Raw genomic sequence first — 14,832 nt, 5'->3', positions numbered from 1 at the left:
TGACCTCATAATACGACGGGGAACGCTAGCATTCCTGTAGAGCGTTAATTATCAGCTTTGCAAAAAGAAGAGCGCCTCGGTACGATGGGAGTACGCAACGGGTCATAGCCCTTAAAATCCCATCATCCAAGAGGACGCTCTATTATGAAGTTTAAAGCCCAAGACAAACAAAATCAACTCATTGAAAAAATTACCCCTCAGCATCATCTCGTCGTCGGAATCGACATTGCACAACTAACGCATGTTGCTCGCGCAGTAAACTTTCGAGGAATTGCAATTGGTAATCCGCTGTCTCTCTCTAATGACGAAGAGGGTTTCCAGAAACGTCTCCAAATGGCTAGCCGAGCAGCAATTTGAAGTGGTTCTTGATAATCCTCACCTCGTGAAAAAGAACAAGGAAAATCGAGACAATACACCATCGAAGAGCGACAAAAAGGATGCGCTCGTCATTGCGGACATGGTTAAAAACGGTTACTATTCATTCATCCGCAACACGCCAGAAGCTTTTGAAGAGCTGCGTGTCTTTCTCTCTAACCGAGATTCTGTGGTGACAAGACTCGTAAGTGCAAAGAACCAAATTCATCGTTGGGTTGATGTTGTGTTCCCTGAACTGCGACAGGTTTTTAAGAAGCTCATGTGCAAAGGCTCATTGGCCACACTACGTCTTTTCCCGACGCCGGAAGAAGTCAAAAAGTTAACGCCTCAGGACGTGGTAAGAGGCTGGAAATCCATTATGCAACGTCAGCCCGGGAAAAAGAAGGCTCAATCCCTAAATGCGCTTGCTCGTCATTCTGTTGGCTCTAAGCAGGCAACGCATGCGTACAAGCTCCACTTAAAGCAACTTCTCGCTGAGTATGACCTTGCTTGCCGACAGTTGCAAATAGTAGAAGCAGAAATTATTGAAGTATTAGACCCTCTGTACAAGCAAATACAATTAAAAAGGAAGAAGGTCCTTGGATGGTAGATGAACTGATTAGGACAGTACCCCAAACTTTGCTAAAAGATTATAGTTCAATCGTAAACCAAAACAGCTGGGGAAAGTAAATAATTTATAAACAAAACAGGGGCATCCCAGTACGTTGGGATGCCCCTGTTTTGTTTACAAGATACATGCTAATTGATGGTACGTGTAGACCGTCTTTCAATAAGTTGTGTATCAACTGCGATTTTAGTCCGTACTGCATTGTCCTGTTCAATATCTTGAATAAGCACGTCCACTGCTTGTATAGCTAAACGTTCTTTATCGACGTGAATAGTAGTTAATTCAGGTGTCACGATCCTTGCTTCGGTTATATTATCAAATCCCACTACGGATACGTCCTCGGGTACTTTGAAGCCCATCTCAGATAATGTTTTGAGTGCACTAATAGCAATGTAATCACATTCGCAGAAAAAGGCACTGGGCAGTTTTCTTCCGGAGGAAAGATAAGTTTCAAATTGATGTTTTAATGCTTCTTGAGAAGTCAGAATAGTTGGCGCTACCGAGAAAATACACTCTTCCTCAAGTACGATACCTCGTTCCTGAAGGGAAAATGCAAAACCTCGTTTACGCTCCTCAAAGTTGTGGATTCGATCATCAGATGCAATATAACCAATGTGCTGATGGCCTAGATCACAAAGGTGAACTCCTGCCTGATAAGCTCCCATCATATTATTAATGCCGACAAAGTGAAAAGGCAGTGACTCGTAGCAATTGTCTAACACCACCAGCGGTAATAGGAGTCTCTGTGCGATCGAAGCTACCCGCATACGAGACAAGTTTGTGCCAAGTAGGATAATACCCTGACTACGCGTTTCCTCGACTAACGCAGCGATTTCACTATCATCTTTATCTAAAGAGACTGTGCTGAAGATTAGCGAATAACCGAGAGACCGGCACCTTTCTTCGATGTAATGGATTAGCTCACGGAAAAAAGGTTGTTGATAGTACTCATTATGCACGATGCCTGAATTAGCAAATACCAAAAAGGTAATAGACTTCTGAATTGCGTCGACATGCTCACTGCGTGATTTAGGTAAATATTCATTTTCTTTAGCTATTTGCAATATCCGGTCCCGGGTTTGCCGCTTAAAGCGAGAGAAACTGCGGATTTAGATACGCCGGCAAGTCGGGCGATGTCCTCCATCCTCACTGAAGAGGCCCCCTTAGTTGTTTAGTAAGTTAAGTTTACTATCATGCTCAACAATATGCAATCTTAAACTGAGCAAAACTAAAATATGACTAAACAAATAGATAAAATTTATAAAAATACACTAAATTATCGTTGAATATACCTTTAAGGCGTGATAATTTAGAGGTGTCTTAGTGATTCGGCTAAAGATAAACTAAATTATTTAGTTTAGTTTAGTTATTATTTACTTAAGGGGGAACCACAATGAAAAAGTTGAAATTAGGTTACGCACCAACCAGACGCTTTGTATTTAGTGCTGAAGATGCTTTCCGGTACAAAGTAATGATTCGCGAGAAGATTGAAAGCTTTGGGCTTGATATTGATATTGTCGATTTGGAAGGTATCAATCAGGAAGGTTTGCTTTACGATGACCATATTAACGCAGAATTAATTATTGAGCGATTCCGACAAGAGAATGTTGACGCAGTTTTCTTCCCTCACTGTAATTTTGGTACTGAAGATACAGTTGCACGGGTTGGAAAAGCACTAGGCAAGCCTGTATTGTTGTGGGGGCCAAGAGACGAGTCTCCTCTTGAGGACGGTATGAGATTAAGGGATACACAGTGCGGTTTATTTGCAACAGGTTAAGTATTGCGAAGGTTTAATGTTCCTTTTACTTATATAACCAACAGTAGAGTGGACGATCCAGTTTTCGAACGGGGTTTCACAAATTTCATTGCGGCTGCTAACGTTGTACGTCAATTCCGATCGCTTCGTATTTTGCAAATCGGACCACGTCCAGCTTCATTCTGGACCATGATGTGCAATGAAGTGGAACTGCTTGAGCGATTTGGAATCGAAATTCATCCGATTACTCTTATTGATATTCAGAGAGCATCGAAACGTATTGAGAACGGTAATAGTCCTGATTTAGCGGAAGCTGTTGAGTATATCAAAGCTAAGCTAGATTGGTCAGAAGTGACTGAAGCAGATGTAAAAAGGATTGCAGCGCTGAAGGTAGCTATGAAGCAATATGCCATTCAGACTGGCAGCACAGCAATTGCGATCCAATGTTGGTCATCTTTACAGGATGCTATGGGCATTATGCCGTGTTTAGCTAATGCCATTCTTACAGACGAACAAATTCCGGTTACCTGCGAAACAGATATTCACGGAGCAATTACCTCTGTGATGGTTCAAGCAGCTACTATGAACCAACACCCTACGTTTTTTGCAGACCTAACTGTGAGACATCCTGAGAATCCCAATGGTGAACTGCTGTTCCACTGCGGGAACTTCCCAGTGTCCCTTAGTGTAGAGGACAAACCAAAGCTCAGAAAACATTTCTTGTTCGATGATCATTCACCAGGAACACATGAAGGCGAAATTAAGGGTGGAAATATGACTTTGGCACGGTTCGATGGTGATCACGGTGAGTACCAGTTGTTCCTAGGCAAAGCAAAAGGCATAGAGGGGCCGTATATGCGCGGTTCATATGTATGGGTGGAAGTAAACGATTGGCCTCTCTGGGAAGAGAAATTGGTTACTGGACCTTATGTTCATCACTCCGTTGGTATTCATGCAAACGCGATTCCAGTATTGTACGAAGCTTGCCGGTATATTCCGGGGTTGACTCCAGATCTTGTAGATCCAACGGAGCAAGAAATTCAAGCGTGGCTGCGCGGCGCTGGATTATAAAGAAGGAGGCTTAACTATGGAGATCAAGGCACTGCAGGAAAAAGCTATTCACATTCGGATGGAGCTTCTACGCATGATTCACGGTGCGAAGACAGGTCATACTGGCGGTTCGCTTAGCAATACAGACATTCTTACGGCTTTATATTATAAAATCATGAATATTGATCCTTTGAATCCGAAGGATCCTAATCGCGATCGCTTTATCGCTAGTAAAGGCCATTCGGTGGAATCTCTTTGGTGTATTTTGGCTGATTGTGGGTTCTTTCCAAAGGAAGAATTAAATACATTCAGTCAGTTCGGGACAAAGTTGATTGGTCACCCAAATAATAAAGTACCCGGTATTGAAATGAATACAGGAGCATTGGGCCATGGGCTTGCAATTTCTGTTGGTATGGCGCTTGCTGCTAAACGTGATGGTAAATCGTATCGTGTGTTCTGCCTCATGGGAGATGGTGAGCAAGCGGAGGGATCAGTATGGGAAGCTGCCATGGCCGGTGCCCATTATAAACTAGATAATTTGGTTGGCATTGTAGACCGGAACCGTCTGCAGATCAGCGGTTCTACAGAAGATGTTATGGGGCTCGATCCGCTTGATGAGAAATGGACATCGTTCGGATGGAATGTAATCGATCTTGACGGCAATGATTTAGAGGCCTTGGTTAAAGCCTTTGAGTCCATACCTACAGTACCGAATAAGCCAACGCTCATTATGGCAAATACCGTTAAAGGTAAAGGAATTTCGTTTGCTGAGAACGTACCGCATTGGCACCATCATGTACCAAGTGATGAGGAGCTTGCGAAGGCGCTTGCGGAACTGTCCGCGCAACTGAATAATTTGACAGAAAAAGGGCAGGTACAAAGCCATGGCTAACAAAATACCTAATAGACAAGTTATTTGTGATACGCTTCTTGAACTGGCCAAAGAGAACCGGGATATTATGGTACTTGCAAGTGACTCCCGCGGCTCTGCTGCCATGGCACCATTTGCGAATACTTATCCGGATCAATTCGTTGAAGTAGGGATTGCCGAGCAAAATATTGTAGGTATTTCTGCAGGCCTAGCACACAGTGGTAAGAAACCGTTCGTTACTTCTCCAGCTTGTTTCCTAAGCATGCGCAGCATTGAACAAATAAAAGTAGATGTCGCTTACTCTGCAACGAATGTAAAGCTTGTTGGTATCAGCGGTGGAGTTAGTTATGGTGCACTAGGCATGTCCCATCATTCGGTTCAAGATTTAGCTGTAACACGTGCTATTCCCGGGCTTGCTGTGCTTATGCCAGCGGATCGACATGAAACTAAGAAAATGACAGAAGCATTGGTTGGTTATGAAGGTGGAGCCTATATCCGGATAGGCAGAAATCCAGTCGAGGATGTTTATGAATCCGACGAGTACGAGTTCAAGATTGGGAAAGCCGTAACAATGCGTGAAGGGAATGACTTGACAATCATTTCCTCTGGTGAAACTGTTCGTGTAGCACTGGATACGGAAGCAGCCTTGAAGGAAAATGGAGTATCTTGCAGAGTACTAAATATGCACACAATTAAGCCTCTCGATGAGGAAGCTATTCTTTGTGCAGCGCGTGAGACTGGCCATATCATTACAGTTGAAGAACATAGTATACATGGTGGACTTGGTGCTGCGGTAGCTGAAGTTGTCATTCAGAATTTTCCTGTACCAATGCGAATTATCGGCATTCCAGATGAGCCTGCGATCGCAGGAAAGACCGCTGAGGTGTTCGAGCACTATGGTATAAGTGTACAAGGCTTGAAAAAAGCAGCTCTAGAGCTCTTGGGACGCTAGGTGAGTGTCTATGGATAAATATATCCTAGCCATTGATCAAAGTACTTCAGGTACAAAGGCATTAATTGTTAACCATGATGGTTTGGTGATTGCAAGTAGTACATCCTCACATACACAGTATTACCCGGCTCCAGGTTGGGTCGAGCATGATGTACTCGAGATTTATCAAAACGTATTACAGAATATAGCAGAGGTATTGGCCAACGCTGCGATATCATCTGAACAACTCGCAGCGATTACAATCACCAATCAACGTGAAACAGCTGTGATGTGGGATAAACGGACGGGCATTCCTATCTGCCATGCCATTGTATGGCAGTGTCAGCGGACTGCAGATTTATGTGAGCAAATAAAGTTAGAGGGAAATGAAAAAATCGTAAAGACGAGAACCGGTCTTGTGTTAGACCCTTATTTTTCTGCGACGAAATGGCGCTGGATGTTAGATCATGTGGAAGGCGCTCAAGAGAAGCTATCAGAGGGTCATTTGCTCGCAGTAACTATTGATAGCTGGCTGCTTTGGAAGTTGACAGGCGGAGCTGTCCAATCAACGGATTTCACAAATGCTAGCCGCACTTCTCTCTTTAACATTCACACACTGAAGTGGGATGAAGAACTATGTCAGTTGTTCGGCGTACCTTCAAGTATACTACCTAAAGTAAAGGCTTCGGACTCTATTTTCGGTTATACCCAGAAAGTCGGAATTCTATCCGATGGTATTCCAATTGCAGGTTTAATCGGAGATTCTCAAGCTGCTCTATTCGGGAATCATTGTTTTGATCAAGGAATGGCTAAAGCAACATATGGCACCGGTACATCTGTGTTAATGAACGTTGGAACTACACCACCGCCTGCTCGAGATGGATTGGTTCAGGCAATAGCCTGGGGCCAAGGCGGTGTTGTAACTTATGCACTGGAGGCAGTTATTCGTTCGTCTGGTGACAGTATCAAATGGATCCGAGATAATTTAGGGATGTTTGATACGTTTGAAGAAATGGAGACACTGCTTGCACAATCTTCTGCTAATGAAGGAGTATATCTAGTGCCGGCATTTGTTGGTCTTGGTGCACCTTATTGGGAGCCAAATGCTAGAGCAGCAATAACGGGGATGAATCGGGGAACAGGTAAAGCTCAAATCATTCGTGCTGCAAATGAAAGTATTGCCTATCAAGTTTGTGATGCAGTAGAAATACTCGAGTCCCAGTCAGATGTCATTCTAAATGAGCTGCGAGTGGATGGAGGAGCTTCCAGCAATCGTACATTGATGCAATTTCAAGCAGATATGCTGGGTAAGAGAGTATTAAAATCCGGTGTAGCCGAACTTTCTGCACTCGGGTCTGTTTATATGGGTGGATTAGCTGTAGGCTATTGGTCTAACTTGAACGATATTTTAATAAGGGGTACTGAATCTCACCTATATGAGCCGAAAATGAATGAAGGGGAAAGATCAGGCTTATATAATGGCTGGAAAAGAGCAGTAGCCTCTGTTATCAAATAGAAACGAATAAAAGACAATAGCTCTTATAAAACCCTTAGTCTGAGATAGGATAAACCTTTTGTTTATCTTTAACAGATTAGGGGTGTACTTTTAATAACAATAAGTAGCCCCAATAAGTATTTGAGGTTAAATGAATTCACAAATGAAAGTACATAATCTAAATAAAGTCTTATATTCCTTCAAATAGGGCCTCTTATATACTGAATACAAGAGATCTCTTACGTATTAAGTCTTTTGGAAAGCGCATTCAATATGTAATGGGGGGATAGCAAATGATATTTTCAAGAAAAATTAGCAATTCCACATTGCAATACAAACAAAAGTTTATTCGGAAAGCCTCAGTTAGCTCTATGGTATTAATCATGCTCAGTTCATTATTAATGCCGAACATGGGGAATTCAGCTGCACAAGGGGAAAGTTCATTGCCCACAGACAAGTCCGCATTGACTACGATGGATAATATCGATCCGTTGTACGCTAACCCAGTTATTGATAAAGAGTCCGATTTAACTACACCGGTGCCGCATCATAAAGTATCGGGTCACTTTGAAGGTACAAATAAGAAATTTAATTTTTATTTACCGCCAAAAGGCAAGTTTTCAGGACGGTTTTTCCAAATGGTATATCCACTACAAGACGAGAATGCTACTGATATGAATGTTAGCTTTGGTGTGGATAACGGAGCTTATACTGTGCAAACAAACGGTGGTGGAGGTTACATGGTGGATGCAGCTGCAGCCAAGTTTTCTAAGGCGGTTGCAGCGGAGTACTACGGATGGTCAGGCCGCATATATGGATATATTTATGGAGGTAGTGGTGGCTCTTATCAGACAATCGGTGCCTTGGAGGGAACTAATGGGGTATGGGATGGTGCCGTACCTTATATAACAGGGGTTCCAACTTCTATTCCTAATAACTTTTTCATTCGAGCTTTCGCACGCTTTGTTCTAGAGAAGAAAGCTCCGCAAATCGCAGATGCGGTGAGCCCCGGTGGAAGTGGGAATCCATACGCTAAACTAAATGATATGGAACAATCAGTACTACGAGAGGTGACAAAGCTTGGAGTTCCTTTAAGAGCATGGGAAGATTATTCTTATTTACTGGGTTTAAAGGATTCTGAGGGCTTACTTGGTTTATTAGCAGTACTTCGGACTATAGATCCTTCATATGTTGAGGATTTTTGGAATAAACCGGGTTATTTGGGGACTGAGCAATCGGCACTTGGTGAACTGTTCCGTTCGTCTAAGATTGATTATAACTCTAACATCACACAAGTTGTACGTAACGCTCAGAACGGAGTAACTAGTTTAACACTGGATAGTGTACCAGCAGTTTCGACCCCAAGTTATTGGCTTGATTATACATTATTTGCATCGGACGGAACGACTGCGGTTGGGAAATTATCTGGTTCATTTGATCCAAAGACCAAAGTATTCACTATTGGAGAAGGAAACTCAGAAGCAGTATTAAATGCTGTTAGCACTGGTGCTAAACTCAAGATTGACAACCGTTGGTATCTTGCCGCTCTCTCATACCATAGACATCAAGTTCCTAAAGCGTTAGATTATACCGCCTGGAATCAGTTTAAAGCGACGGGTGGTACACCTATTTATCCGCAGCGGCCTTTAGAGATTGGACCACTTATTTCTGGTGGTGTAACCGGCGGTGCAACATACAATGGTAATATTCATGCTAAAGTTATAATGGTCGTTAACTTGCTCGATGTTGATGCTTATCCTTGGAATGCCGATTGGTATAGTGCAAAAGTCAAGTCGGCTCTTGGAGATCGATATGATGATAATTTCCGAGTATGGTATAACGATAATGCTGATCATATCAGTCCAGCACGCACTTCACGACTCGTACAATATGATGGTCTTCTTCAGCAAGCACTTCTTGACGTAAGTGCTTGGGTCGAAAAAGGTGTATCACCTGCCCGATCGACCAAATATAAAGTGGTTGACGGACAGGTTAATGTAGCGCAAAAAGCAGCTGTACGCAAAGGTATACAACCTGTTGTTGATTTGACGGTCAATGGTACTGACAGAATTGATATTAAAGCAGGGCAGACTGTAAGCTTTAAAGTGAAGGTTCAAGTCCCACCAGGAGCAGGGAAGATTGTAAAAACGGAGTGGGATTACGCGGGAACAGGCGATTTTAAGGTGTTGAAAATTGGAAATCCTAAAGATACGGTAGAATTAAAAATGGAATACAAGTTCACAAAAGCAGGAACTTACTACCCAGCAATTCGCGCTACCTCTCAGCGAGAAGGTGATATAAAAACAATCTTTACTCAGATTCAGAATCTTGGTCGGGTTCGAGTTGTAGTTCATTAGTCAAATTGATACTAGGAGTAATATAGCATTATCAATTTCGGACTCGATCTGCTTTGATCGAGTCTGTTTATTTTTAAGTTAGCCTAGGTGTTAGTTGAAGACGAATTGATTATGACAACTTCATTGCAATTGTAGCTTAGTGGACGATAAGATAAGTGTACTGTATCAGTTATCAAAGCACGCAATAAAATAAGCATTTCAACAAAAGGACTGATGTTCTATGAGACTAATCAAACGTATTGGCTCTTTACCTATCTTGCCGAAACTTGCATTGACTTTCCTCATTGTATTAACGCCACTATTCTATATTGGATTGCAAATGGGGGAGTCAGGTTCGGACATTGTCCGTGATGAAATCTCAAACTCATTAGCATCGCGTACCGAACTTTACATGGACCTATTGGATAGTGATTTTGATAGGACGATTCGATTTCTAAGTGAGTATATGTATGACGAGGATTTAATGAAGCTTAGTACATCATCAGAAGTTATGCCTGTCATTGATCGGACTTATGCGGTACTTCGCTTGAAAAATCGAATGGACCAGTTGAGTCGTTCGAGTTCTTTTGTCAAAAATGCAATGGCTTTTATTCCGGGGATGAATCGAATGGTGAGTTCTAGGGAGAACTCTATATCTGATTTCGATAATGAGCTCTTTCAAGCATTGTCGCAACATCAAAATAATTATGCAGAACCATTCCTTGTGTGGAAGGGCCGCATCTTTATTAGTATGCCTTATCCAGGAGAAAATGAGCCATTATTTCTAGTCGCTGTTGAAATTTCCAGCACACAGCTGTCATCTAAACTCAAACAATTCATGCAAGATAATAGTATGGCGGCTTTGGTAAGTAACAACATGGAGTGGGCGGTTTCCGGAGAGTACTATCGGGTACTAGGTAATGAGTTACCTGATAAATTGGACACAATAGAGGTTGATGGCACTCAAATAATTAATCTAAATCATATCCAATACCTATTCGTTAGTAAAGAATCAGATATCATTAATGCGAAATTGATGATGTTTGTGCCTGTCAAGCAAGTAGAGAAGCCATTAGAGCGGTACAAGAATTGGGTGTTTGCGTTATATGGAGTATCTGTACTTGTCACGATCGCATTCTCATTTGGCATGTATCGAATTATTCATAGACCGCTCAAACTGCTCGTCAAATCATTCCGCAGAATCGAACAAGGAAAGTTTGATATCTCAATTGAATACCCGTTTACTGACGAGTTTGGTTATCTATACAAGCAATTGAATGCAATGGTAAGGGAACTTAAGAGATTGATCCATGAGGTATATGAACAAGAATATCGAGCACGTGTAGCAGAACTTAGACATTTGCAATCTCAAATCAATCCACATTTTCTATATAATACGTTTTTTATTCTCTACCGTCTTGCTAAGCAAGAGGAAAATGAAAGCATCGCAAGGCTGACTAATCATCTAGGTGAATATTTCGAGTTCATTACACGAGATGGTTCACAGGAAGTTACGCTTGCAAGCGAGGCAGCTCATGCCAATTCTTATACTGATATTCAGACAATTAGGTTTTCCAATCGTATTGAAGTTAAATTCTCTGAAGTTCCTAGAGAGGCAGAGCAATTTATCGTACCTCGACTTATCATGCAGCCGATTATTGAGAACGCATACGAGCATGCGCTGGAGAAAAAGGCAAGAGGTGGTGTACTTGAGGTTGATATTCAAATAACTGCATCTGAGCTACTTATCAGAGTCGAAGACTCCGGTGAGATTAATGACGATACACTAAAAAACCTTCAAATTATGTTGAATAGTCAACAGGATGTGGCAGAAAGTACTGGATTAATAAATGTTCATAGGCGCCTTAGGATTAACTATGGTGACAAGGCAGGCTTACGCTTGAGCCGCGGAGAACTTGGGGGACTTAAAGTCATTCTGGTTATACCGATTAAGGAGGAAGATTCTAATGCTTCGATTACTGATCGTTGACGATGAACCGGTTACCGCTGATGGGTTGTTTGAAATGCTGTCTGAGGTACCGGATCTCGAACTGGATTTATATAAAGCGACATCTGCAGAAGAAGCGATCAGTCGTCTTTCCCGCACGAAGATGGATATTGTTTTAAGTGATATTCGAATGCCGGAGATGGATGGACTGCAACTCCAGCAATGGATTCAGTCTCGCTGGCCGCGCTGTAAAGTTATCTTCTTGACAGGTATTCGGGATATCCAGTATGCACAACAAGTATTAAGAAGTGGTGGTGTTGACTATATTCTAAAGACGGAGGGCGATGATGCGATTGTACGGAGCATACATCAGGCAACCTCTAAAATCTTTGAGGAAATGAAGAATGAAGAATTTTTACTACGGGCTAAAGGGCAACGGAAAGATGTATTGCCGATGTTGCGTCGTGAATGGTTCGCTTCACTCCAAGACCAAGGAGATTTTACAAATGTGAATCATCACGCTCGTCTTCAGGATTTGGATACACCACTTAATCCAGACAGAAAGGCCATTCTTGTTTGCGGTCGTGTTGACCGTTGGAAAGAAGATTACAATAGCTCTGACCAAACGTTGTTATTATATGCGGTGCAGAATATCGCTGAGGAATACATGCAGAGAGCGTATATGCTTCCTGTTATGTTAGGTAGCTCTTATTTTGTATGGATAATTCAATTGAAGTCACCTGATGAAATGTCATGGGAAGAAATGCTACCTTATGTACAAGGGACTCTAGAAAGCGTCCAACATACGAGTAGAGAGATGCTTGGTATTCCTGTCTCGTTTATCTGTCATGAACAACCACTATCATGGGATGAAATCCCAAAGGCATATAAGCTTTTAAAGCAGAATCTCATTCTTGGTCTTGGCAGCGGTGAAGAAATGATCCTTATCTTCCGTGAACAGGATAAGAATCATTTCGCATCTGATGTTCCAGGCTTTCTCTTGACACGGATTGAGAATACATTTGATATGGGTCAAGATTCATTGTTTGAGGAGCTGTTATCTGAGTTGTTTCAACGTGTGCCTAATCACTTTAGCATATATGCTCAAGCTTATTACGCAGTCGCTGTAATTTTACTGAATCAATGGAACAAAATTTATAAAAGCGGTATGAAGCCTGAGGTGCAAGGTGAGCAGATGATTGGCAGGTTGCTTGATGTCAATTCTCACGCTACTAAAGAACAAGCATTTAGGTTTCTCTGTAAAATTGGACGAGATATATTTTTACAAGGGAAGCAGGAACAAGATGAACGAACATACCGCATTATTCAGAAACTAAACAAGTATATTGCAGATCATCTTAACGACGATCTATCACTTGCTATTCTTGCCGAAGCAGTTTATTTAAACCCATCTTATTTATCTAACTTATATAAAACATTTACTGGACGTAATATTTCCGACTACATTACAGAATTGAGGGTCGAGAGAGCAAAGAAGCTGCTTGAAGAATCACATGCTAAGGTACAGGATATTGCCTTAGCGGTTGGTTTTGATACAGCAGGTTACTTTACCCGCTTTTTCAAGAGACATGTTGGCGTTACTCCACAAGAGTATCGAAGTCGACTTAAAACAGAATAATAATCAATAATAAAAAAACAAACTCCAGTGTCAAATAAACACTGGAGTTTGTTTTTTGTGTAAGCATCAAATAAAGTTTATCTTCAATAGACTCATCTATGGAATTAATAAGGCATGGAAGTTGGAAGCCTGCTCACTTTGTTTTAGTGTAGTATTTTTATTGTAAACCTCTATTTGCAGCTGTTGAAACAACTTTTTCAATCAACTCGTCACGGTCATCGTGAAGGATAAAACCAAGCGAGATAGCGTTGTCAGTGCTTTTAGTAACTAGTGTCCGATAATTCTCAAGTGTCCCATAAAGAATCTTTAGTTGCTCCGGAGAAAATGGCTTCACACTGCCGAACATGGGCTGTACAACGCCATCCGCAGTTTTGCTAAAACTGGCATAGGTACCTGTAGGGCAATCTACAGTAGGGTGCCGGATACCTCCAACCGCATTTCCAAAATGGTCTTACATTTTCAGCGTAGCTGCCCAAAGGATCTTCTATATTATCCGGTAATACGGGAATTTTAGTTTTGATTTTTGGAGCACGAGGAGCAGGGGTTTTGTATCTTGCCCAATTGTATAAGTGGAAGAATGCAGCATTAAAAATTGGCTCATAAGGACAATCTAAGGGTTCACCCTCGCATCCATTCCAGTCAATTGTAACACCAATTTTCTTCAAATCTTCTTGTCCCTGACCCTCATAATATCCGAACAGATTGAAATAAGTGTCATGGCTGGAAGCTGGGATTTGCCAGGTACGAAGCTTGAAATCGGGATCATCGAAATCTCCATACCAGTATGCTAGCCGGTTTTCACTTTCTGTGTTAATGGCAATTACGGGCTCCTTTCCACCAAGAATACTTGTCTTCGGTATGCCTCCAAAACTGAAAGGGAAAGCGCTGTATGCATTTAGCGGAGCGTCTGTTGGAAAGCCACCGGCGTGTAGGTAACCGTCAAATAAAGGTCCATTCTCAGTATTCTCTTGTAAGTAGGAGAAAGTATGAAGCAGCCTTGAAATATAGCTGGCTGATTGGGACCATCAGGTTAAAAATACCATCGCTTTTCCATAATCGGCAATGGGATTAAGTTCATAATTGGTGCGCAGAATTTTCGCGAGATCGATAAGCATATCCCAGAACAGACCACTTTCATATTGCGGAAGAAATGCGAATCCTTCTAGGATATCTTCGGAGGGAATGCGTTCTGGTTGCGGATTACACCAATTGATGGCATCATACCGTACAGAATCAAATTTCTTTAATGCATCTACAACATGTCCTTTGCTTGTAATACCAATATAGATATCTCCGTTGCGTGTGAAGAATTTCCAGCTGTTGACCCACATACGGTCAATATCGAACATTGCAGTAGCATTTAACACTTCTATGACGATATTTCCGCTGAAACTTTCTTTATCTTTTGGGCGGCGAATGAGGAGACGCGTCGTGTAATTAGCATCTGAAATAATGACTTTGGGGCTTTGGTTTTCTGACTCTTCATAAATATTCGCTGTACCTGTCATAAAAAATTCGTCTTCAATATAGTTAATATCGGTAAAGCGACATTTCTCTGCAGCGGAAGCAAATGGCTTAGATTTGTCAGTAGTGGGTATGTAGTTCATTTGATTTATCAAGTAGTTACCTCCCTTGTAATTTAAAAAAATAAATAGTTTGTTAACTTTGTGTAACTGAGATTTCTATAGTTGTCTTCAGTTATTGTGTCGAGTATGAACATTATAAGGGCTACGATGACAGGTGTTTCTTACGAAATCATGTGGAGAAAATAAATCACATTTTAGCATTCATTTAGGGGTAAGAGATCTCTCGTTACTAACTATA

The 14,832-nt window shown here is 41.6% G+C and carries 8 protein-coding genes and 4 pseudogenes; 8 read left to right on the top strand and 4 right to left on the bottom strand.

Annotation, left to right across the window (positions count from 1 at the left end; genetic code table 11):
* Nucleotides 1-144 precede the first annotated feature (144 nt).
* Nucleotides 145-913 (top strand): annotated as a pseudogene (locus tag ABEW34_RS19630) (IS110 family transposase); the annotation flags it as partial.
* Nucleotides 914-1,113: 200 nt separating this feature from the next.
* Here the strand turns inward: ABEW34_RS19630 and ABEW34_RS19625 are convergent.
* Both ABEW34_RS19625 and ABEW34_RS19620 read right to left on the bottom strand, forming a co-directional pair.
* Nucleotides 1,114-2,046: a substrate-binding domain-containing protein gene (locus tag ABEW34_RS19625; RefSeq protein WP_430161001.1), complete on the bottom strand. Its 933-nt coding sequence runs from the start codon at nucleotides 2,044-2,046 to the stop codon at nucleotides 1,114-1,116.
* A complete protein-coding gene (locus ABEW34_RS19620; protein ID WP_430161007.1) occupies nucleotides 2,037-2,126 on the bottom strand; it encodes a LacI family DNA-binding transcriptional regulator in 90 nt (29 codons plus the stop codon). The genes ABEW34_RS19625 and ABEW34_RS19620 overlap by 10 nt, the downstream gene beginning before the upstream one ends.
* Before the next feature lie 249 nt (nucleotides 2,127-2,375).
* Here ABEW34_RS19620 and ABEW34_RS19615 point away from each other — a divergent pair.
* From ABEW34_RS19615 to ABEW34_RS19585, 7 genes and pseudogenes are all read left to right on the top strand, one after another.
* Nucleotides 2,376-3,809, top strand: a pseudogene (locus ABEW34_RS19615) (L-fucose/L-arabinose isomerase family protein).
* Nucleotides 3,810-3,825: 16 nt separating this feature from the next.
* Nucleotides 3,826-4,680 (top strand): transketolase, encoded by an 855-nt coding sequence (locus tag ABEW34_RS19610; protein WP_430161000.1) that lies wholly within the window; start codon nucleotides 3,826-3,828, stop codon nucleotides 4,678-4,680.
* Nucleotides 4,673-5,611, top strand: a complete 939-nt coding sequence (locus ABEW34_RS19605; protein ID WP_430160998.1) for a transketolase family protein — start codon at nucleotides 4,673-4,675, stop codon at nucleotides 5,609-5,611. The genes ABEW34_RS19610 and ABEW34_RS19605 overlap by 8 nt, the downstream gene beginning before the upstream one ends.
* A 10-nt stretch (nucleotides 5,612-5,621) precedes the next feature.
* Nucleotides 5,622-7,106, top strand: coding sequence for an FGGY family carbohydrate kinase (locus ABEW34_RS19600; RefSeq protein ID WP_430160996.1), 1,485 nt, complete (start codon nucleotides 5,622-5,624; stop codon nucleotides 7,104-7,106).
* 272 nt (nucleotides 7,107-7,378) lie between these two features.
* The gene (locus tag ABEW34_RS19595) at nucleotides 7,379-9,442 is read left to right on the top strand and encodes a Tat pathway signal sequence domain protein (protein ID WP_430160994.1); all 2,064 of its coding nucleotides are present in this window, start codon (nucleotides 7,379-7,381) and stop codon (nucleotides 9,440-9,442) included.
* Between the two features lie 220 nt (nucleotides 9,443-9,662).
* Nucleotides 9,663-11,411 (top strand): sensor histidine kinase, encoded by a 1,749-nt coding sequence (locus ABEW34_RS19590; protein WP_430160993.1) that lies wholly within the window; start codon nucleotides 9,663-9,665, stop codon nucleotides 11,409-11,411.
* Nucleotides 11,389-13,008, top strand: coding sequence for a response regulator (locus ABEW34_RS19585; protein WP_430160991.1), 1,620 nt, complete (start codon nucleotides 11,389-11,391; stop codon nucleotides 13,006-13,008). The genes ABEW34_RS19590 and ABEW34_RS19585 overlap by 23 nt, the downstream gene beginning before the upstream one ends.
* A 157-nt stretch (nucleotides 13,009-13,165) precedes the next feature.
* Here ABEW34_RS19585 and ABEW34_RS19580 read toward each other — a convergent pair.
* Nucleotides 13,166-13,447: pseudogene (locus tag ABEW34_RS19580) on the bottom strand (alpha/beta hydrolase domain-containing protein); the annotation flags it as partial.
* Nucleotides 13,383-14,615, bottom strand: a pseudogene (locus ABEW34_RS19575) (alpha/beta hydrolase domain-containing protein). The pseudogenes ABEW34_RS19580 and ABEW34_RS19575, both read right to left, overlap by 65 nt.
* Nucleotides 14,616-14,832: the final 217 nt, after the last annotated feature.

The organism is Paenibacillus algorifonticola, assembly GCF_050481745.1.
Classification (GTDB): Bacteria; Bacillota; Bacilli; order Paenibacillales; family Paenibacillaceae; genus Pristimantibacillus; species Pristimantibacillus algorifonticola_A.
Note: the sequence above shows the minus strand (reverse complement) of the source record. Positions and strands in the feature narration are given on the sequence as shown.

Bases quoted from the DNA above. Each gene is read 5' to 3' on its own strand.
- ABEW34_RS19620 (WP_430161007.1), bottom strand. From the start codon at position 2,126: ATGGAGGACATCGCCCGACTTGCCGGCGTATCTAAATCCGCAGTTTCT.
- ABEW34_RS19610 (WP_430161000.1), top strand. From the start codon at position 3,826: ATGGAGATCAAGGCACTGCAGGAAAAAGCTATTCACATTCGGATGGAG.
- ABEW34_RS19605 (WP_430160998.1), top strand. From the start codon at position 4,673: ATGGCTAACAAAATACCTAATAGACAAGTTATTTGTGATACGCTTCTT.
- ABEW34_RS19600 (WP_430160996.1), top strand. From the start codon at position 5,622: ATGGATAAATATATCCTAGCCATTGATCAAAGTACTTCAGGTACAAAG.
- ABEW34_RS19595 (WP_430160994.1), top strand. From the start codon at position 7,379: ATGATATTTTCAAGAAAAATTAGCAATTCCACATTGCAATACAAACAA.
- ABEW34_RS19590 (WP_430160993.1), top strand. From the start codon at position 9,663: ATGAGACTAATCAAACGTATTGGCTCTTTACCTATCTTGCCGAAACTT.
- ABEW34_RS19585 (WP_430160991.1), top strand. From the start codon at position 11,389: ATGCTTCGATTACTGATCGTTGACGATGAACCGGTTACCGCTGATGGG.